Below are 19847 nucleotides of genomic sequence, written 5' to 3'. Positions count from 1 at the left end.
TCAAGCGCCTATTCAGGCGCCTCCGGAAGTGAACCGCCGGGCCACGGGTTTAAGGCTCAGTGCCCCGGCTAGGTGAACTCATTCGGGCCAATGGTAGTCGGCAAACTGCGCACGCAAATCTTTTTTACTCACCTTACCGGTTGCAGTATGAGGCAGTTCGGTGACGCACTCACAGGCTTCCGGTATCCACCACTTGGCAACCTTGCCTTCAAAGTAGGCGAGCAATTCCGCGGCATTAAATGCAGCGCCGGATTTAGGGACGACTACCAACAGGGGGCGCTCCGTCCATTTCGGGTGATTGACGCCAATGACGGCGGCCTCGGCAACGGCGGGGTGGGTCATAGCACAATTTTCTAATTCGATTGACGATATCCATTCACCGCCGGATTTGATGACATCCTTGGTGCGATCGGTAATGTTCATATAGCCGTCGGGGTCCATGGCGGCCACGTCACCGGTTTCAAACCAGCCATCGGCATCGCACGCATCCTGTTCAGCTTTGAAGTAGCGTTGAATAATCCAAGGCCCGCGCACTTTAACAGCGCCGGAGGATTTGCCATCCCAGAGTAATTCGTTGTTGTTATCGTCCACAATTTTCAGGTCTACACCGTAGGCGGGCCGGCCTTGCTTCAGGCGCACTTTGGTTTTTTCAGCTTCCGACCACGCTTGCATGTGCGGCTTAAGGGTGTTGTATGTGCCAAGGGGACTCATCTCTGTCATACCCCAGGCGTGATGCACTTCGACGCCATGGTTTTCACGGAAGTTGTCGAAGATAGGTTGTGGGCAAGCAGCGCCGCCGGTCACGACACGGGTGAGCGAAGGGATTTGGGCCTGGCTTTCATCCAGATAATTTAACAGCGCCAACCATACGGTGGGGACACCGGCGGAAATCGTCACCTGTTCGCGGTTAATGAGTGCGCAAAGCGTTTCGCCATCACCCATTTTGGGGCCCGGCATGACCAGCTTTGAACCGATCATAGGCACTGTGTACACCAGTCCCCAGCCATTGACGTGAAACATGGGTACGATGGGCAGCACCACATCGCGCACTGAAATGCCAAACACATCGGGCATGGCCGTGGCATAGGTGTGCAGCACAGTACTGCGATGGGAATAGAGCACGCCCTTGGGGTTGCCGGTTGTGCCCGAGGTGTAGCACAGCGCGCTGGCGGCATTTTCGTCTATGTCTGGCCAGGTAAACGTTTCGGGTTCTGAGGCGATCAATGTTTCATAGCAGATGAGATTTTTCAGGCTGCTGTCTTTGGGCATCATGGCTTCGCTGGTCAGCACGATGAAGCCTTTTACGTGAGTAAGGCTGGGTGCGAGCTTTTCGAGCAGTGGCACAAACAGCACATCGATAAAAAGGTACTGATCTTCGGCGTGGTTGATGATGTATGACAATTGCTCTGGAAACAGCCTCGGATTGACCGTGTGGCAGACCATGCCGGAGCAGGATATGGCGTAATACAATTCGAAGTGGCGGTAGTCATTCCAAGCGAGTGTGCCAATGACGTCGCCGGTTTTGGCGCCCAATTTTTGCAATGCATTTGCCAGTTTACGGACCCGTTTGAATGCATCGGCGTAGGTGTAGCGGTGCGTTGGGTTGTCTGCGGTGACGCTGACAATTTCGCTGGATGCGTACACCTTTTCGGCAAAGTGCATGATGCTGGTGGTGGTCAGCGGGGTATTCATCATCTGGCCAAGCATGGTTTCACCTCTCGTCATTATTGTTGTTCGAAAGCGATCTATAGCTGCCCCAGGGGGCGGCGGTGTAGCTGTGGTTCACGCTAACGCCCGCGCGCGCCCTTGGCAATAGCTTTGGTGTTTGGTGGCGTTAAACGTCAAGCTATTCGACTATTTTGATCCACTCTCCCGGCGTGGGTTCACCCCGTGGATAATCGCCATTGAGTAACCGCAGTTGGTCGGCGCCATTGGCGCCAAGACGGCCGTGGTTGGCTAGCGCTTCATAGCTGGTGTTTGCATTCGCCAGGACGTAGCGCAAGCGCTTGGAGGTGCCCTTGGGTGGCACGCGTGCGGGTTGGAAACTCTGAATTATTGTCATGAAATCGGTATCGTCTTGCGCGCTGGTCACGACACCTGCGAATTGATAGGCTCGGTTGCCTTGAAAAAGTACGGCCACGCGTTGGCTTGGTTGGCCGTCTTTCCCCTGTGTGATGCCCGTGTGTCCCAGCAAGCCAAATTGGCTAAGGGGTTCTGATTGACCCAGTAGGCCAATGTTCAATTCGTCCCGCAAGTACGCGCTAGGTTCCATAGGAACCTTGAGCAAGGCAATGCCAAGTGTGAGTTGGGTGTGTTTATCCGCGGGCAGCGCCACCAAACTGCTGCGCTGATTTTCAACCTGCCAACCCGCAGGGTGGACAAATGTAAACCCCAGCTTGCGGTGGATATAGCGATTTTCCTGACCGGGCATGGCCATGTCGTAATTGATGCCGACTACCATACCGTTTGTGGCTTGCCTAAACGCCACACTGTTAATCTGGCCATCGGCATCTTTGGGTAGCGTGCCAGCGGTGGCTATGACTTCCTGTAAGCGTTGATCATTGCGCGGGTGGGTGGAAAAAACGCCGTGGTAGCTCTTGGGCTTTTGACCCGCTTCTTTCGCGCGAAAACGGGCGTAGCGCTCTTGATCTTTGAGTACGCCAATGACATCAATCATGGCGTTGGGGTCGTACTTTGCGCGGTACAAATACTGCGCACCATAACTGTCAGCTTCCAACTCCATATCGCGACCATAGCCGGAAACCGCGGCGCTGGCCCAGAGATCGGCGGCATCTGCCGCCACAATGCTGCCCGTGGTGAGCACCGTGGCGACGGACACAGCGCTAGCACCTTTGCGGGCGGCGTCTTGACGCACTGTGTGGCGGGCGGTGACGTGCGCAATTTCGTGCGCGATAACGGCGGCAAGTTGTGCCTCATTGTTTAAATAGCCGATCAAGCCGCGATTGATGTAGATGTAGCCCCCGGGAAGCGCAAAGGCGTTAATGTCGGGACTGTCGATAATGGTAAAGGTATAGGCAAGGTCAGGGCGGTCGCTTAGCTTCGCCAATTTTTGCCCTATCTCATTGACGTATTGGTTGAGTGATTCGTCCTGATAGATAGGCGTTGATGCAATGATTTTTTCGTGCAGTTCACGGCCTTTTTTAATTTCACTTTCTTCGCTCATAAAGACAAAATCGGGCGTACCCGTCGCCGGATTGACGGCGCAACCCAAGCTAGCAATTGTGCTGATGAGGACAAGCGAAAGGGCACATACCTGTAAGCATTTCATGGTGACTATCCCGTGTAGTGACGCTGTATTAACTGTCCGGTTTCAAAAATTTACGCAGCTGGGTACCCAGACCTTCACAGGCGCCCGCCTGCACGCGGGCAATGAGCGGTATGGGTATGACGATGGCGGGCATGTAAGAGGTGCCCGATGCATCGGCGCTAATTTTCCCCACGACTTTACCTTGGTCAAAGTCCCAAATGGTCGCCTCGTAGGCGGATTCCTTTTCCCATGTGCCAAAGCCAAAACAGCCGGCGCCGCCGGGCCCCACTGAGCAGCCAATTGAGCCTGCACTGCTGGTAGTCTCCGTGTGCCCGTCTACCCAAATGATGTAGTGCACGTCATATTCGCGCAGTACGTGGGCCACATCGTCGCGCTGTGCAATTCGATGGAGGCTGCGCACCGACATCGGCGCAATGCGCGGTTCAAACCACGGGTAGAGGCGATCAACAAACTCTGACTCACCTATTACCGTGATATCTCCGTTCGACCCGATTTCCTTGCCGATACACTCTACGAGGTCGGGCTCTGTTTCATAGTCGCTGGAGTGACGGCGGCCCAGAACAACAACACTGTCAGTGGCATCTAAGCTCGCGTTGCCACGTTTAAACTCGTCGACGGTGACCGATGTGCAGCCTGTGAGGGCAACGAGGCAGAGTAAAAAAAAGCCGTTTAAAGTTCGAGACATTACAGGGTCTCCTCGTCGTCCGGAAGGGTGGGTGCTGGGTGCCGAGGTTGAGTAATGGGGGCCCGGGGCAGCGCCAACCACGCTTTTATTTCGGGGACTCGCTCAAAACCAGTAATAAAGCTGGCGCCGGCGTCGCGCAGCGCCATCATTACGGCTTGATTGAGCGCATCTTCCTCAGACTTGAGAAAAGCGGTGGGTGTTTTGCCATAGGCCGGCATAATCCAGTCTGCCACCAAAGCCCCTTGGTTGTCGTAAATTTGAATGCTGTATTTAATCCAAACTTCAAAAATATTAACTTTGGTTTCTCTCGGCATTGCGTACTGAAATTCTTTGACGCGCGGCAACAGCACCAAGTCAACCGGTGCAGGACTGCCGGCTTTTGGAATTTTTTTCAGTGGTTCTACCTGTTTAAACATGGCGCCAACTACGGTCGACAGAAGTTTCTGTTGCGCGCCACCGGTGCCAATGGTCCATTTTAAACGGTCTTTGCTTTTTTCTTCGTATTGAAAATTATAGAACTTGGGGTTATCGACCAAACCCACCACTAGATTTTTTTGGTCCACCAGTGGCTGGGGAAAATCACCTTGCACTTCGACTTTACCGGCACATGCAGCAAGTAGGCTGATCATGAGCGGTAGGAGCAATCGCAGTACACATAAGCGGCGTTTTGGTTGCATAGTCTCTGTTCCCTGCCTGTAAATTTTGGCTAACGTTGGCGCTGGTAGTCGTTAAGGCCCACAAAGGTGCCGCCGTTGCGATAGGTGAGTTCGCGCATGAGCGCCGCGAATCGATATACACCCTGACGATTGGGGACCCGTGGATCAAATTGCACGGGAAAGCCCACCGCGTGAATTCGCACTCTGGGTTGGTCGTTGTCTCGGTTGTGATTTAACCGGTCCACAATATCGACAACTTGAGCGATGGATTTTCCAGTAAAGTCATCGCCCATAACATAGATGCTGACGCGCTTGCCCGGGTCGTAAAATGTGCGGACCGCTTTTTGGATGCCTTCTACGGGGCTCGAATTACTAAACGGATTCCAATTGCGCAGTCGATTGATAATAGCCGTTCGGCGCGCGGGGCTGTCGGTGATCCACTCGTCGCGAAAAGAGGTGAACATGTACTGGCCCATGTCATTCATGATTTGGATGCCTTTCACCGATGGGTAGATGTCCAAAATGGCGATCATTTCATCCATCATGCGCGGCCACGCAAAATTAAACATACTGCCGGAGGTGTCGATGATGAAAATAATGTACTCACTGTCGACGGGAATGCCCCCGATGATATTGTTTTGACGCTCAAATCGATCGCCTAGCAACCGCTCCATTTCAGCCGATAGGCTTTGCGTAGCACGCGCGAGTTTACCGAGTTCGCTGTCATCACTGCTGGCTTGCCGTGCGAGCGAGGCGTGGCGCGCTTGCAGTTGCGTGAGCTTGCCGCGCAATATCGCGATGCGTTGCGTTTCTGCATCCAGTTGCTCGTGCTTGGCATTCAAGTCTCGATTCAGAATCGTGGTCTCTCCCTGGATTTCAAACAGTGTGCGCTGAAGCTCTGCCACTTGCCCCTTTCTATCTATTTGCGTTTCTTCCAGTACCACAATGGGCACCGTTTTGGTGATCATAAGTAACAGTACAATGGCGCCAAAGCCACAACAGATGACGTCTAAAAACGACACATTAAATTCGTCTGTTTGGCGCTGTTTACGTTTCACTAGGGCCAATCCTTTGAGGGGCTCATGAAGGAACCGCGCGTCGCCATAGCCAAATACCAAAAGTGAGCTGCGGCCATGGGGTCCCCTTCCATGGGCGCCAAAATTACGTTTATCGGCACGCCGCGGGGCAAGAGACTGGCCGCCTGCTGAAACAGCTTCTCGCGCTCGGGCCCGGTAATGGTATTGCGCTTAGGGCGTTGCATTCCTTGGGTGGGCAGGCCATCAGTGAGCAGAATGATATTATCCGGTCTCGGATTTAATGCATTTGCTGCGTGAAAGGCGCGCTCTAAGCTGGTTCCACCTGCGGGCGTGGTCTTTCTTAGATTAAGAATAGCCAATTCAAGCTGTTTTTGATCGGATACTCGAAGCCATTGGCCTTGGGTGCCGGCCAGCGCCGGCGCGACATCGGTATTGAACCCGTAGATTTGGTATTGGCTTTGTTGCGGCAACTGGGCGGCTAGCCACTTAACTGTGGCTAGACTGCGGCGCCACTTGGGCGCATTTTGTTTTATCTCGTCGCTCATATTGCGCGTTCGAATAATGTTTATGAGCTTTTCGTCTAACATGCTGGCCGAGGTGTCCACCAAAATCAGTATGCGTGCCCCGCCGAGTTTTAGACCTGTGAGATATTGGCGGTCGCCTTCTCCCAAAAATTGAAGTGCATCTTGGCCGCGCTGTTGGTCTTCGGCTTTGAGTCGCTCGACTTCCGTTTGCAAGCGCTCGCGCTCTTGTTTCAGGCGTTGAATTTCCGCTTCAATGTCCTGACTTGAAAATTCATCGAGCTTGCCTTGTGTCTGATTGATGTCTTCCAGTATGCGCCGCGCCAGTCCTTGGGCTTCGACGTGCTGTTGATCTAAGGCCGAGAGCGTGTTGCGCAGCGCCACAAGATTCTTTTGCCCGTGGCGGATTTCGTCATCAAGTTGTTCAACTTCAGCGCGCAGGTAATCCGTTTGCACGTCGGCGCGGGTATCGACATCGTGTTTAATGATCAGAAAAATAAGCGCAACCGCACCAAATCCGCAGGACATAATGTCCAGAAAAGACAGTGAAAAGGTGGAAAACCCCCGCTTACGCGCCATGGTTGCTCCCTGTGACCACAATGCAGCGCAAGGTGAGCCCCGCAATCGTCAGCTCGTCGCCCGCCGCTAGCGGGGCGTGATCTGCCAGCGGTAGCCCGTTGTGTATACAGGTTTCGCTTGGGCGGCAATACCAGTGGGGTGCACGGTATGCAAACGTCGCTGCAGCGGCTGTCTGTGGATCGCACGTGAGTTGGCCCTGAGTGCTAATGCGCAGTTGGTCATCGAGCGCACACGCCTCGTTACCCACTAACACATGGGTGGCCGCTGGCAGGGCGGTCTGGGGTGGTGTCGGTGTAGTGTTGGGCAGCGGTAAACGGTGAATGAGGTGTACGCTGTCACCTGTTGCGAAGCGTTCTGAAAGATCTGTCAGCGCCAATTGGAGGTGTTGATGGGTGAGAGTATGACCGTCGATACCCGGTAGCCATTGCGCCACCGGTGACAATAACCGGGTTCCCGGAATTGCTTTTATCTGCGTTAACAATCCTTGATACAACTCTGTCACGTCTGCGCGTGTCAATGTCACTTCGTTGCCGTCGATGTCCAGTTGCAGCTCGCTGTTTTGTTGAAGTTGCTGCAGGCAGGTTTGCCATTGATTAAACAATCGTTGTTCGCTGTCTGCACTGTGCAGAGGATCATAGCGAGTCTGTTGTATACAGCGTTTTGCCACGCGATGTAACCATGCGTTAACGAGATTGGCCATGCCGAAATCGGCCAGATCCCACTCGCGAGTCACCGTCAGTTGGCCGTCGCGACACTCCAATTGCGTCACATGGGCTTGGTGTAAACACAGGTCCACGTGTATGAGCGGCCAGGTTGCGGCGTGTTGTTGTAAAAATCCGTGGCTATGAAGCAGTGCTGCGTGAATAAAGCCGCCCGGTTTGGCATGGGTTGCCTGCACCATGCCAGCCAGTAGCGCGTATTGCTCCGACTGGTAGCGATAGCTAGGGGCAATTAGTAGGGGGCGACTTCGATCGACGTCAGTGAGCCAGCGCTCGAGTTGACGAAAGGCGAGGTCTGCATGGTGGCGGTAGCGTGCATCCGGCAGCTTGACGGGTTGTTGGTGCAACAATTGCCAGTGTTGGTTGTACGCCCGCAACGGCATGAGGCGGACCTTGGCCAGTGCATCCTGGCCACTGAGCAAGGTGTCCTTGTCGAACACCAATTGCGCGGGCTCGCTCAGGCGTTCACCGTCTGCGTCGATCAGTTGCACTTGCACATCGTTGAGATGCAATAAGCTACAGGTCATTCGCGTCAATCCGCTTTGAGTTGCTTCAATAGTTTGTCATCACAGTAGCCTTGAGTGTCTAGCACTAAACGCTCTTGCAATAGCTGCAATTGGTGGGTGAAGAACATGATGATGATGCTCAGAACCAGAGCCACAAAGGTGGAGTTAAAGGCCACGCCTAAACTGACGGTGACGCCGGCAATGTCGCCTTCAACGGCGCGGTGTGCCTGCCCCAACGCCTCGCCAATTCCGCGCACGGTGCCAATAAACCCGATAGACGGGATGGCCCATGCAATGTAGCGCACCATGGCCAATTCACTGTCGAGGCGGTCGGATTCTGAATCGCAAATTTCTTTCACTACGTTGGCGGCATCGCCGATGTGCCGGGTTGATCCGAATCGTTGCAGCGCTGCGTTGAGCGCCCGCGGCAACAGCAAGCTGCGCTGGTTCTCCGGCAGGCTTTCCAAACTGCGCGAAAGTGCGCGGGTGTCTTCTGGTAACACGCTGGTGCCGTAATCAATGGGCAGCAAGTCGCGTTCGAGCATGCGGCGCTCTTGCACACCGTCGCGGGCTTTCATGCCCATGATTGCCATGGCCCATAGCATTAATATGAAGCAGGCTTCTTGTTCGTAGTCGCGCAGCACAACGTAAAAAGAGCGTTGTACCACATAGGATTCGCCCGCTGCTTGGCGTTCTATTTGCTCCTCTAGCAATGCGTTCGCGGTTGGGCGAATAAGCGAAACATAAATGGCGTGCACTAGAATGATTGAAAAAAGCAGCGCAAATACCTGAAAAATAAAGTCGGAACCTGTCTGTCGTCTCATGGCCGGTCCTTTTGGTTAGATGTCCACGGGAAATGAAACGGAGAGATCTTCAGAGATTTCCTCCGTTGGCGTGTAATTGGGATTGTTGGGTTGGGCCGCCGGTGAGTCGGAGGGCGCCGTTTCCGGTGTGGCGTCGGGCGTGGTTTGTGTCGCGCTGGTGTTGTCAGTGGCTTCATTTTGCGCAACGCTAATCCCCGCCATCGCACACCAAAGGGCGACGAAAAATAACGCTAATAAACGAAACCTGGGTTGCAATTTATTCATCGGTATCTCCTTTCTTACGCGCATCTACGAAGCGCGCGATACGAAACCCTAAATCGGATCGTTTTTGATCGCCGTAATCGCGATAGGCCAGTCGTAACTCAGTGATGCCACCATGTGCCCAGCTGGAACCGCGAATCACGTGATAGTCGCCTTTTTCTGGTCCCATTGGGTCTGTTTCGGTGCTGAGTGAAAGGCCGGTGCCGACGCCGTAAAAGTCGTTAATCCACTCGGCAACATTGCCGCCAATATCGTAGATGCCCTTTTCGTTGGGTGGAAATTTTCCCACCGGGGAGGACACCGGAAAGCCGTCGTTATAATCCAACAAAATCAAACCCAAAATGGACGCGGCACTGACATCGCCGTAATTGCCGCTATTGGCGGCGGGAGGCAACTGATTGCCCCAAGGGTATTTGCGCACGCCATCTTGATCTTGCACGCGCGCGAGCCAGGCCCATTCCGCTTCCGTGAGCATTCGATAGCCTGTGGCATCGGCATCAAAGCCGGTGATGACGCCGTTGGTTTCCCGGTAGAAGGGTGGAAGTTGTTCTTGAGCAGAAAGCCAGTTACAAAATTTAGCCGCTTGCTGCCAGCTGATATTTACGACGGGTTGAAGGTCGCTGAATAAGCTGTTGCCTTTGACATGGCTGGAGGAATGGAAGCGCTCGAACTGTACGAAATCGGCATTGGTAACCGGCAGTGGCGCTACATAGAAAGCGCGGGTAAGCGCCACTTGACGCAGCGTTTCATTGGAGCGTCGGCCTTGTTCACGCCGCGAGGAGCCCATGGTAAAGCGCGCATTCGGTCTAAATAATTTCAGGATTTGGCCTGTGGGACTGCGCACTTGCTGGGCAATGCTATCCCACTTTGCCTGGTCCTCTGTGCGTAGGCGAACTTGCAGCTGCTGGGTGAGGGAAGGCTTGGGTGTGACTTCAGCCTCGAAGGTTTCGTAGCCGACTTTTTTTACGGCGATAGAGTGTGGCCGGGCCGGTAGAGACAGCGTTTGATTGGCGCGGCCGAAAAGTCGTCCATCCACATAGAGTTCAGCGTCGGGAAAATTGGCGCTGATTAACACTTTGCCGAACGCTGGTGTCAGCTTGAGTTCAAGGGCTTTACTGCTGCCCGATGCAATTGCCACCGATGTTGTTGCTTCTTCATATCCCTCTTTGAAAATTTTGAGCGTGTGACTGCGGCCGGGGTTCAAGGGAATGTCGAGCGGCGTAAGGCCGAGAAAATTACCGTTGATGGTTACGCTGGCCCCGTTTGGGCGCGTGCGAAAGCGCAGTATGCCGTCGGCTTTTTGCAGGCGAATGTCGGGCAGTGTGATCACCTCGCCCGCGTTGAATTCGAATACCTCCTGCCAAATTTTGTAACCCGCCAATGTCAACATGAGCGGCTGTTCGCCCTGCATTATTTCAAATTCCCCCGGCGTTGTGCCCAGCGGTTGCTCGCCCACCTGTAGCGTGGCACCAGCGGGCAGGGTGTTGACGGTGACTGTGGCCCAAGCTGGCGCCAAGGTCAGAGATAAGACTTGCAATTGATCTTTGCCTTCAATCGTTAGATTTTGTTGCATGGGTAGATAGCGAGCGTGTCGCAGCGACAGGGTGTGCAACCCCGGTTCGATATTGGCAATTTCCTGGCCGCTAAATCCAACGTGGACATCATCGATATAGATTTCGACGTCATCCAGTGCCGGTGTCGTTTCTATCTTGAGCCGGCCGGGCAACTTTTGCAGCTCAAAGCGAAACTGTTGCTCTGCCGCGTCACTCACGGTGATAGTTTGAGTTTGTGAGTGGTAGCCTTGGCTGTGCAGATGGATTTGGTAGTCGCCAGGTAGCAGAAGCCACGCGTTTGCTAATTGAAGATGTAGACCGCCAGAGACAGAAATCTGGGTTTGCGCGGGCAAGGTGACGAATGTCACTGAGCGAGACATGAGTAGCATAACGACGATGACTAACCCCATGAATAGAGGTAGGCCAATAGCCAGTTGCCGGCGGTTAGGGCGCCAGCGTTGTTGTTGCGCCGGTGCGTCGCTGGGTGCAAAAGGTGTGGGTTCTATGATCTCCGTATGTGAATCAGCGGGTGTATTGACTTGTTCAGGCGGTGCTTCCCGTTGCGTCATAGTGTCCTCGTGTCAGTGGGGCGCTTAGCCACCTAGCTCGTCTTGCTGCCAAGGGCAATTTTGTCAGTACAGCGAATATTCACTGTCACCTCCTTATCGTTGAGGCCCACAATAAATTCTTCGCGCACATCGCGGAAGCCGGGTCGCGAGCCCACCGCGACGTAGGTGCCCGGTTTCAGTGTCAACACGTGCTGGCTGAAATTGCCGATGCGGCCCACGTGAAATATGGTCACTTGGGTTAAATTGTCTGATTGAAGGACGACCTGTCTGGGCTGGGAGACTTGTGCCAGCAATTCGCGCAGTTGGGTGCGTTGTTGAGTGAGGCGCGGGCCGCCGTCGCCCAGCGCGTCAAGTTCCAGCAATGTTTGCTGGGCCGCGTTGTAATTGGCTGGTTTGTTCAGTTCAAGCGCTCCGGCCAGCGCATTTTGGGTGCGTTGCTCCAGTGCTGCGCGGGCATCGGTACGCAACTTGCCAACGATCGCATCGACGAGCGTGCTGTCGGTGGCCAACAGCGATACATATAACTTATTGGCGTCTAGCCATCGCTCTTCAGCTTCAGCTTGACGCGCGGCGGCCAGTTTTTGGGTGATATTGGTGTTTATCTTCTGGTTGTTCACTTGCTGGAGAGCAATGGGGACCGCTTCGTCGTTGGGTTTGATGGCTTGGGCCGCTAAAAAGTGCGACTTAGCCTCATTAAACTGTCCTTGATCTAGCGCTTTGAACCCGGCGGACATGGCGCGGGTAAAATTTCTATCGCGGAGCTTTTGTTCGATGTTACTCAGTGCCTGCTGTGCCAGTGGTGAATTGCTATCCAGTGCCAGCGCTTGTTGATATAGCGCCCGGGCCTTTTCCCAGTGATCGGTTTTTTCTTCAAGGCGGCCTTTGCGCAGTAGGTCGAGTATGGACTCCAGCGCTTCTGCACTTTGTTTGCCGGATTGCGCGCGCGCGTTGTTGGGATCAATGGCTAGCGCGAGGGTAAAGGCGGTATTGGCCGCATTCGCATCTTTGTTGCCGAGTGCAGCCTGACCAAGCGCTAATTGCGTCACTAATGCCTGTTCAGCAGTTGCTTTGAGGTCGGTGAGTTGTGCCAAACTGCTTCGGTATTGTTCTTGGGCAATGGAAAATTCGCGCTGACGATAATATTCGTCGGCGTTGGCCGCAGTATTCAGTGCGTTTTGGTAGGCTTCAGCGGCCCATTGATCCACGCGCTGGCCTTCCAGCTGATCTTGGAGTTGTAGCATTTGGCTTAATATTTCCTGCGCCTGCTTGCGCTCACGAGCGAGCTGAGCGTCGGCAAAAGGCGAGTCGGCAGGAGTGTTTTTAACCGTTGCGGAAGTGTCTAGGGTTCGCGATTCGATGGTATCGACGTCTACCGGCTCCACGAGGCTCGGCAAGACAAAGACCACAAATAGCATCAGGGCAATCAGCAGGGCGATTGCAGCATATTGAAGGCGCGACTGCTGCCACCAAGGCAGCGCTTGTTGGTCGTTCATGCAGTAACTTACTGGTTTGGGCCCCGAGCATCATGCGCGGGGCTGGGTCTTGTTAGCGCGTCGTTATTCGATGACGTCGCGGTTAGGATACCGTGTCTGAGTATTTTATTATAAGCCAGTTTCTGCTTTATAAATTTCTTTTAGCAATTCGCGCCATTGGTCGTACTGATTTTCTACTGTTCCCGAGAGCGTGATGGTGCGGTCTTCCAGCTCGATGACTTGGGGCTCGATTGCCGCTTCGAGTGAGTCTCCCAACTCGATCAAGGTTTCGCTATGGAGGCGCGCCTCAGCGCGTTTATCAAAACCACTTTTTACCATGTATCCCCCGGCTGCGACGGCCACTTGACCCGCTGCACGACCGGCGCCGCTGTTGTTACCGGCGGCCGCGATACCGCCCACGATGGCGGCAATGCCTGCAATGGTGCGAGTTGTGGCTTGGCTCTCCAGCTCGCGCTGGGTAATCACGGCATCGTAGCTTTCCGCCCGCCATGTTTGATAAGGGCCGTCCATTTCGCGTACAAAGGTGCCGTAATAATCCTGTAGGGTGTCTACAAACAGGTAATCGCGCTCGCGAATGCGACGCACGCGATTGAGCATGGGGTCATCGGTCGCCGGCAGACGTACTACGGCGAAGCGTCCATCTTTGGTCTCTTGTAAGTGATCGCTAAACGCACTGGGCGAAAAGTCGCGGGCAAAACGCAATTCGGCGATGGTGCGCAGGGTGCGAGTCTCGGTGTCGCTCAGGGTGCGCTGAAACGCCAGTAGATCATTGGCAATTTGGTTGTAAATTCCCTGAAAGGGATCCATATCTTTGACCAACCGTTTGTTGTACGCGTAGTGGCTAGCGGTTTCTTTATAGTGGCGGGTAAACCAGTGGCGGCCGCTGATGTCAAAGACTTCAATGGCGAGTTCAAGCTGCTCGCCATCGGACTGAATAATTTTTCCGCGCACAGTGACATCGCTGTTTCGGTTGGCGGCGGGCACTACGCGGACTGCGCCCCACGCGGCCGCAGTTTGCAAAGTTTCCGCAAGCATAACTGGCATATAGCGTGATTCTGCTTTGCGCACCTCGGGAAAAATCAATGTATCGGCGTCGGCGGCATCATCGATGCCCGGATCAAAAAGTTGGACTCCCACATCGAGCAATAGGTGCTCGGGAATCTCTTGGGTGACGCGCTCAACGGGTACGTGGTTGGTGGACTTGACGTTGTGCGTGCTGCAGCCCACCAAAATCGAAAAAAGTAGGCACAGCAACGGAATCCTTACAAAAAGTGAATCGCTCATTGTGATCCCTTAGCGGCTTGGTTCTTGTACTTGCGGTATTCTTCCCAGAGTTTTTCGCGCAACGCGGGATCCGACTCGCGCATTGCGGCTTCCCTAATCTGGCGCGCGACGACATCGTCGTCATCACCCGAGGGAATGTCTGCCGGTGGGGCGGCAGCTGCCACAGTGGTGTACTCGCCTTGGCGCGCATCGCCACCCGTTGGCTGGCTCCCATTGCCATTGCCTTGACCTTCTGGGCCCTGAGGGCCGCCGGCTGCTTGACCTTGCTGGCCACCTTCTTCCGCCAAATCGCCTTCATCAAAAATGGGGCCTTGTACTTGGGCCACCGCCTCTTCACTGCCTTTTTGATTGCGGCGATTGGCAATGTAGTCGCGCTCACGCAAGATCATGCCGTCATAGCTGGCGATGGTGGTTTCGAATTTGTCGTTTAGCGCGCCGGGTGAGGTGGCGGGCTGCGCCTTACCTGTGGTCGCGCTACCAGAGGGTAGGGCGCCCGTAGGCTGTGGTGCCCCCGACGGCATGCCGCCGCCCCGCTGTGCGCTTTGCGCTCGCGGTGATGCACTGGCGGCACTTGCAGGCGATTGCGCGCTGTTGGACTGCGCACTTGCAGTTTGGCTGCTGGCCGCCGATGCATTCGCGCTGGCGCTGGCTTCCTCTTCAGAAAAATCTATTTCTTTAGGTTCGCCTTGAGCGCTTGGGTCAGCGCTGGCATCGGATTGCTGGTTGTGCGCTGATTGGGGCTCAGAGGCCTGGTTCGCTGGCGCTGTGGGGTCGCCACTCGGCGATTCAGTGCTAGGTTGGGGCTGACTGAAGACATCGCTCGCCGTTTTGCCCGGCTGGGGTTGAGAGGACTGATTTTGCGCCGTTTGATTGTTGGGAGGCTGTGCTTGAGTTGGCGATTGCTGGCCACCGCTGGCTTCACTCTGGCGCTGTGAGGTTTGCCGGCTGGAGGGCTGGCTGGCTGAGCTGGGGCTAGACGGGCTGCTGCTCGACGGGCTGCTGGGCGTGGGCGGCTGTTGCTGGCTTTGTTGCTGCTCCTGCTTGCAGCCGGTCAGCGCCAATGCCGCCACTAATGCGACGGCGTAAGGGGCACAGGTTTTGCGGGGCAATTTACTCATGGTTTGTTGTCCGAAAATAGGTACCTGTGGGTGACGGCTTTGGTATCGACAGCTTTTCCGTCGTCGAAGCGTGGCCGAAATTTGGCCTGCTTTAAGGTTTTGCGCACCCGCGAGCGGATGCGGTTGTCGTCACTTGGATGGGCGTCCACGATTTCAATTTTACGGGCCCGGCCATAGGCGGTTACGTCGAAGCGCGCCAATACAAAATGTTCGGTATTGATATCTGAGCTGAACTTAATATCAATCAGTGGCAAATCCGGCAAGGGCATAGGCTTGCCAAATAACTCGGCGATGGTCGTTGGATCAGCTTGCTGGTCTTGTAGCTTTTGGTAGCTGTCTTGGTAAATTTCCATGGCCGAGTGCCATTTGCCAAAAAGTAGGTGCCAATCGCCGAGGGCCACCTGCGCTCGTACCTCCGACGTGGGGGGAGCATCAGGATTGTTGCTGTACACATCCACCATTTGGTTGATGGCAGAGCGACCGCTGTTGTAGCTATTGATAATGTACTGTTGCAGTTGGGCGCGGTCTTCTTCGCTCGCCGGCATTGAACCATTAGACACCGACATTTTGTTTTGGTTCGCCGCCTGGTAGGTGGCTAAGAAGTAACTGGAGGCGGTTAAGCCGCGCAGGGGCTCGATCATTCGCAAGTCAGTTCTGCCGTAGGCGTTTCTTACGATGTCGGCCGCAATTTGATAGAGGTTGTGGGCGTTGATCAGGTGATAAAACAATCCATTACTGACGTTTAACGCATAGGCGTTGAGATGCCAGTTGCTGAGTTTATTGATAATGGGAAGCATGCGGGGGTCGTCGGTGCCGTAGTTGCGGCGGTTTAACCAATAGAGGTATTGGTAGCGATCGTTGGCGTCTTCCCATTGCCCCAACGCCACTTGGCTTTCGATTAAATCCTCAAGAATGGGCGCCTGGCCCATATCGTAAAGACCGTAGTTGATCCTTTGTACGTGCATGGCCCGCTTGAATAGCTCGATGGCATCGTTGTGCTCGCCCTGCGCTTGGTACTGTTTTCCTAGGGCCGCTAGATGCTGCGATAACTGGGGATCATAGGCGCCATATTCCGATTCGATGTCTTCGATCGCTTCCAGATACTCTCGGCCTGTGAGCTGTACATTGCCATTGCGTTGAATGGGCGTCAGATTGTCTTCACCGGTATCATCTGGCGCGATGAGAAAATCGCTGGCGGGTGTTTGGCTGCTCGCAAGTGCGCAGGCAGCCCACAGGCTAAACAAACAGACGTAGAAACATTGGAAATACTTTTTCACAGTTACGCCGCTCATGTCAGTGAATGAATCCCGGGCTGTTACCTCCACAAAGAGTGTGTAACCTGACAGCCAAATGCGCCATACCGAGATTTTACTAAGGTCGCGGGTAGCGCGCAGCGTATCGTTACCACAGCACCGCACTTATCACTCTACGGCAGTAAACCCTTACGGGATGACTTTTCACCCTTGGCCGCCCCAGAAGGCCATAGCGATGGGTATGTGCCGTTGGCACCCTTGATGAAGCTAATGAAGAGGAAAGGTGCCTATCAGTGAGTATAGTCAATCTATTGTCGCCCCCGTGTGGGCTAATCGGCAAATATGACAGTCGCCTGCGGGCGTGAATATGTAGCACTTGGACGTATTCGCAGGCCACATGCGGCTTTGGGCTGAGCTCAGCGGTCTATATTGGCTCCGGTTTAGAGATGCAATTCATAAGCGGGCACACCGCTATTCAAAATTGATTGAAACCCGCGCTGCTATTGTTCTTTTGGTTGCTCGCCATCGCGTTGATTTATGTTGGCCGTGTCGTGCTTCTCGGTATTGAGTAAACCCGTGCCAATGTTGCCGCCCGGTAGCATGCTCATTTCGTGCATATCCTGGCGGGCAGCGTACGGGAAGCGCGCCATGCGGTATAGGCCGTAGAGGCAAATTAATAACAAGGTCGCAGCGCAGCCCCAGAAAAACCCTTTGGGCCCCAACTGATCGAGCAGAGGCGCCGTTAACACTGGTCCAATGGATGCGCCGACGCCGCCAACTAAGAGCACTGTGCTGCTGGCGGCGACAATTTTTTCGGGTCGCATAAAATCGTTTACCAGTGCACAAAAGACGGCGTAGAGGGGGAGTGTAAAGCCGCCAAACAGGCCGATGCAGATGAGCAGTATGATGAAAGATTGTTCGCCGAATAGGCCGCTCACAATGGCAAAAAATCCGGCGATGCCGGTGAGCGCCGTAGCCACGGTGCGGCGATTGAACTTGTCAGCCAGCAACCCCAGTGGCCATTGCAGTAGGAGTGCGCCCGCCACAAAGCTGGCCATAATCCAGGCTACGTCTTGGGTGTTAAAGCCTTTCATATTTGCATACACGGGCGCCATACCGAAAATCATTGCCGCGCACATTTGAATTAAAAAAACACCGATTAAACCGAAGGGAGCCCACTGGAACAGCTTAAGTGGGCTGATAGTAGGCGCGGGCGTTACCGCCGGCGTAGGTGTGGCAGTAACTAAAATGGGGATGGCGGCGGCGCTCATTAAAATAGAAATTAAACTAAATAATTCGAAGCTTTGTGGGTCGGCAAGGTTTAGCAGAAATTGCCCCCCCAAAATGCCGCCCAGCAGCGTAATCATATAGAGCGATAGGATTTTTCCGCGATTGCTGTCATCTGCGGCTTGATTCAACCAAGATTCGGCCACGAGGTAGATGCCACACATGGCAAAGCCCGTTAAAAATCGCGTGGCGGCCCAGGCCCACGGATTTACGTAAATAGAGTGCAGTAATACGCACAGTGATGAGAGCGCTGTCAGTGCCGCAAAGGTGCGCACGTGGCCCACGCGGCGAATCACTTTTTGCCCACGGTGGGCGCCCAATAAAAAACCCAAGTAGTAGGCCGACATGATCAAGCCGGTGAGGGTGTTGGGAAAACCCTCTAGGGCGGCGCGCAATCCGATAAGTGTGCCTTGCGCGCCCACGCACAAGCCAATGAGTAACATGCCGAAAAACAGCGGCCAAATACTGGCAATTTTATTGCGCACGAATACCTCCTAAAAAGTCCGCTGGCCAGTCTAACGACTCACGCAATGGATGAATACCCAGTGATCCAATCAATGTATAAAAGGAGCATAGCAGCTGTGCTGTTTACCACTTGACCTAAGCCGTGCGCTCAGACACCCTTTGAAAACTTGGCGGATTTTTTATTGTCGCCAATTCAGCAAGGCGTTTGCGCGCAATCACAACCGACAGCGGAGCTATGCCATGACCAACACAAAAACGCTCGAAGCTATGCAAGCGGTACTGGATTTTTGGTTTGATGAAATTACGCCTGCGCAGTGGTGGAAAAAAGACCCGTTGTTTGATCAAGTGGTTCGCGATCGCTTTGAATCCTTGTTGCAGGCTGCGCTAGCGGGTGAATGCGAACACTGGCGGCACTCTGCGCAGGGGTGTTTGGCGTTGGTGATACTGCTCGATCAATTCAGCCGCAATATCTTTCGCGACCAACCGGCGGCATTTGCCGCCGATCAGCAGGCCCTGGATGTGGCGATGAATGCCGTAGCGCAGGGGTGGGATCGCCAGTTAACCAATCAGCAGCGCCATTTTTTATATATGCCTTATATGCACTCCGAAGATGCTGCAGTGCACGAGCTGGCCGTGGCACTGTTTGGTGCGTTGGATGGCGACGACAGCGACGCGTTTGAATTGCGGCACAAGGCAATTATCGATCGCTTTGGCCGCTACCCCCATCGCAATGCCATTTTGGGGCGCGAGTCCACGCCCGAGGAGTTGGCGTTTTTGCAACAGCCTGGCAGCAGTTTTTAATCTTAGCGTTGGTGGGTCGCTGCATAGCTGCGCGCGGCATCGGCGAAGGCGCGCCACATGGCTTCATACATACTGTTTTGCGTGGGTTTCCACTCGGGGTGCCATTGGGCGCCCAGCGCAAAGCTCTTGGCATTTGCAACGCTGAAAGCCTCCACTAGGCCATCGGGGCTCGTGCCTTCCACTGTTAGGCCATTACCCAATTGCTTGATGCCTTGGCCATGGATTGAGTTAACCCGTTGAACCGGGCCGTCAGTAATTTTGGCCAATAGGCCGCCTGGCTCAATATGCAGATCGTGAACGTCGGCGTAGAGCGCGTCGGCGGGGGCATCAAAATCCACCACCGCATTGTGCAAGGCCAAATCAGCTTCTATGTGTAATTGTTGATAAAGGCTGCCGCCATAGGCCACGTTCATTTCCTGAAAACCGCGGCAAATCCCAAACAGCGGAACACCGCGCGCGACGATTTCTTTGATTAGCGGCAACACGGTGGCATCGCGATTGGGGTCGTGCGGACAACCCGCATAGCTTTGGCCGCCCTGATAGTGATGCGGTTCGATGTTGGATACGCCACCGGTGAGCAATACGCCGTCTACGCGAGCCAGCAGGGTGTCGCGATCGAGCTGATCGCCCAAGGGCGGCAGCAGAAGCGGTAGGGCGCCCATCAGTTCCACAACAGGTGCCACATACTTAGCCATAACTTGGTAGTAGCGGGTGCTGTTCTGGCCTTTGTGTTTGTCCAGTGTTTCAGCGGTAATCGCGATGACGGGTCGACCCATGGGAACCTCTTAGCAGGGGGGATGGCAATAGGTGCGCAGTGTAAACCCAAACACAGGCGGGCTGCATAACCCAAGCAGGTCAGGGGCGCTCTCTGCTAAAAGCTAGTGTAGAATGCGGGCGCTACGCTATAAAAGATATTTTTTGAGTGTTTTTAAGGATTTTATTGCCGC

The 19847-nt window shown here is 54.4% G+C and carries 17 protein-coding genes; 1 reads left to right on the top strand and 16 read right to left on the bottom strand.

All coding sequences use genetic code 11. The features are described from left to right. Nucleotides 1-78 precede the first annotated feature (78 nt). The 15 genes from FHS30_RS09985 to FHS30_RS09915 form a co-directional block, all read right to left on the bottom strand. Nucleotides 79-1707, bottom strand: a complete 1629-nt coding sequence (locus tag FHS30_RS09985) for a long-chain-fatty-acid--CoA ligase (protein ID WP_183910348.1) — start codon at nucleotides 1705-1707, stop codon at nucleotides 79-81. A 139-nt stretch (nucleotides 1708-1846) separates the two neighbouring features. Beyond that, nucleotides 1847-3289, bottom strand: coding sequence for a M48 family metalloprotease (locus tag FHS30_RS09980; protein ID WP_183910347.1), 1443 nt, complete (start codon nucleotides 3287-3289; stop codon nucleotides 1847-1849). 28 nt (nucleotides 3290-3317) lie between these two features. Beyond that, nucleotides 3318-3974 (bottom strand): hypothetical protein, encoded by a 657-nt coding sequence (locus FHS30_RS09975; protein ID WP_183910346.1) that lies wholly within the window; start codon nucleotides 3972-3974, stop codon nucleotides 3318-3320. Continuing rightward, on the bottom strand, nucleotides 3974-4651 hold the full coding sequence (locus tag FHS30_RS09970) for a hypothetical protein (protein WP_183910345.1): 678 nt from the start codon (nucleotides 4649-4651) through the stop codon (nucleotides 3974-3976). Before FHS30_RS09970 ends, FHS30_RS09975 begins: the two co-directional genes overlap by 1 nt. Nucleotides 4652-4680: 29 nt before the next feature. Then, nucleotides 4681-5688, bottom strand: a complete 1008-nt coding sequence (locus FHS30_RS09965) for a VWA domain-containing protein (RefSeq protein ID WP_183910344.1) — start codon at nucleotides 5686-5688, stop codon at nucleotides 4681-4683. Further along, nucleotides 5688-6767 (bottom strand): vWA domain-containing protein, encoded by a 1080-nt coding sequence (locus FHS30_RS09960; RefSeq protein ID WP_183910343.1) that lies wholly within the window; start codon nucleotides 6765-6767, stop codon nucleotides 5688-5690. Before FHS30_RS09960 ends, FHS30_RS09965 begins: the two co-directional genes overlap by 1 nt. Then, nucleotides 6757-8013, bottom strand: coding sequence for a hypothetical protein (locus tag FHS30_RS09955; RefSeq protein WP_183910342.1), 1257 nt, complete (start codon nucleotides 8011-8013; stop codon nucleotides 6757-6759). The genes FHS30_RS09960 and FHS30_RS09955 overlap by 11 nt, the downstream gene beginning before the upstream one ends. A gap of 5 nt (nucleotides 8014-8018) precedes the next feature. Further along, entirely contained in the window at nucleotides 8019-8816 is a 798-nt protein-coding gene (locus FHS30_RS09950; protein ID WP_183910341.1) for a MotA/TolQ/ExbB proton channel family protein, read from the bottom strand. Nucleotides 8817-8831: 15 nt separating this feature from the next. Further along, nucleotides 8832-9080: a hypothetical protein gene (locus FHS30_RS09945; protein ID WP_183910340.1), complete on the bottom strand. Its 249-nt coding sequence runs from the start codon at nucleotides 9078-9080 to the stop codon at nucleotides 8832-8834. Next, nucleotides 9073-11199, bottom strand: coding sequence for a PEGA domain-containing protein (locus FHS30_RS09940; RefSeq protein ID WP_183910339.1), 2127 nt, complete (start codon nucleotides 11197-11199; stop codon nucleotides 9073-9075). The genes FHS30_RS09945 and FHS30_RS09940 overlap by 8 nt, the downstream gene beginning before the upstream one ends. 32 nt (nucleotides 11200-11231) lie before the next feature. Beyond that, nucleotides 11232-12692 (bottom strand): tetratricopeptide repeat protein, encoded by a 1461-nt coding sequence (locus tag FHS30_RS09935; RefSeq protein WP_183910338.1) that lies wholly within the window; start codon nucleotides 12690-12692, stop codon nucleotides 11232-11234. A 108-nt stretch (nucleotides 12693-12800) separates the two neighbouring features. Further along, complete coding sequence (locus FHS30_RS09930; RefSeq protein WP_183910337.1) at nucleotides 12801-13976, bottom strand: hypothetical protein; 1176 nt, start codon at nucleotides 13974-13976, stop codon at nucleotides 12801-12803. Further along, complete coding sequence (locus FHS30_RS09925) at nucleotides 13973-15094, bottom strand: RodZ family helix-turn-helix domain-containing protein (RefSeq protein ID WP_183910336.1); 1122 nt, start codon at nucleotides 15092-15094, stop codon at nucleotides 13973-13975. The genes FHS30_RS09930 and FHS30_RS09925 overlap by 4 nt, the downstream gene beginning before the upstream one ends. Further along, entirely contained in the window at nucleotides 15091-16386 is a 1296-nt protein-coding gene (locus FHS30_RS09920; RefSeq protein ID WP_183910335.1) for a tetratricopeptide repeat protein, read from the bottom strand. The genes FHS30_RS09925 and FHS30_RS09920 overlap by 4 nt, the downstream gene beginning before the upstream one ends. Before the next feature lie 461 nt (nucleotides 16387-16847). Then, nucleotides 16848-18119 carry an MFS transporter gene (locus FHS30_RS09915; RefSeq protein WP_183910334.1) on the bottom strand — a complete coding sequence of 424 codons (1272 nt, stop codon included), beginning with the start codon at nucleotides 18117-18119 and terminating at the stop codon, nucleotides 16848-16850. Between the two features lie 220 nt (nucleotides 18120-18339). Here FHS30_RS09915 and FHS30_RS09910 point away from each other — a divergent pair, with 220 nt between their 5' ends. Continuing rightward, nucleotides 18340-18900 (top strand): DUF924 family protein, encoded by a 561-nt coding sequence (locus FHS30_RS09910; RefSeq protein ID WP_221197253.1) that lies wholly within the window; start codon nucleotides 18340-18342, stop codon nucleotides 18898-18900. A gap of 2 nt (nucleotides 18901-18902) precedes the next feature. Here FHS30_RS09910 and FHS30_RS09905 read toward each other — a convergent pair whose 3' ends face one another. Continuing rightward, a complete protein-coding gene (locus tag FHS30_RS09905; protein WP_183910333.1) occupies nucleotides 18903-19676 on the bottom strand; it encodes a gamma-glutamyl-gamma-aminobutyrate hydrolase family protein in 774 nt (257 codons plus the stop codon). Between the last annotated feature and the right edge of the window lie 171 nt (nucleotides 19677-19847).

Origin of the sequence: Simiduia aestuariiviva (genome assembly GCF_014192475.1) — a bacterium.
Taxonomy (GTDB): Bacteria; Pseudomonadota; Gammaproteobacteria; order Pseudomonadales; family Cellvibrionaceae; genus Simiduia; species Simiduia aestuariiviva.
Note: the sequence above shows the minus strand (reverse complement) of the source record. Positions and strands in the feature narration are given on the sequence as shown.

Coding starts and splice junctions, on each gene's coding strand:
- FHS30_RS09950 (WP_183910341.1), bottom strand. CDS start 8,816: ATGAGACGACAGACAGGTTCCGACTTTATTTTTCAGGTATTTGCGCTG.
- FHS30_RS09930 (WP_183910337.1), bottom strand. CDS start 13,976: ATGAGCGATTCACTTTTTGTAAGGATTCCGTTGCTGTGCCTACTTTTT.
- FHS30_RS09935 (WP_183910338.1), bottom strand. CDS start 12,692: ATGAACGACCAACAAGCGCTGCCTTGGTGGCAGCAGTCGCGCCTTCAA.
- FHS30_RS09920 (WP_183910335.1), bottom strand. CDS start 16,386: ATGAGCGGCGTAACTGTGAAAAAGTATTTCCAATGTTTCTACGTCTGT.
- FHS30_RS09960 (WP_183910343.1), bottom strand. CDS start 6,767: ATGGCGCGTAAGCGGGGGTTTTCCACCTTTTCACTGTCTTTTCTGGAC.
- FHS30_RS09910 (WP_221197253.1), top strand. CDS start 18,340: ATGACCAACACAAAAACGCTCGAAGCTATGCAAGCGGTACTGGATTTT.
- FHS30_RS09940 (WP_183910339.1), bottom strand. CDS start 11,199: ATGACGCAACGGGAAGCACCGCCTGAACAAGTCAATACACCCGCTGAT.
- FHS30_RS09905 (WP_183910333.1), bottom strand. CDS start 19,676: ATGGGTCGACCCGTCATCGCGATTACCGCTGAAACACTGGACAAACAC.
- FHS30_RS09985 (WP_183910348.1), bottom strand. CDS start 1,707: ATGCTTGGCCAGATGATGAATACCCCGCTGACCACCACCAGCATCATG.
- FHS30_RS09970 (WP_183910345.1), bottom strand. CDS start 4,651: ATGCAACCAAAACGCCGCTTATGTGTACTGCGATTGCTCCTACCGCTC.
- FHS30_RS09925 (WP_183910336.1), bottom strand. CDS start 15,094: ATGAGTAAATTGCCCCGCAAAACCTGTGCCCCTTACGCCGTCGCATTA.
- FHS30_RS09975 (WP_183910346.1), bottom strand. CDS start 3,974: ATGTCTCGAACTTTAAACGGCTTTTTTTTACTCTGCCTCGTTGCCCTC.
- FHS30_RS09980 (WP_183910347.1), bottom strand. CDS start 3,289: ATGAAATGCTTACAGGTATGTGCCCTTTCGCTTGTCCTCATCAGCACA.
- FHS30_RS09945 (WP_183910340.1), bottom strand. CDS start 9,080: ATGAATAAATTGCAACCCAGGTTTCGTTTATTAGCGTTATTTTTCGTC.
- FHS30_RS09955 (WP_183910342.1), bottom strand. CDS start 8,013: ATGACCTGTAGCTTATTGCATCTCAACGATGTGCAAGTGCAACTGATC.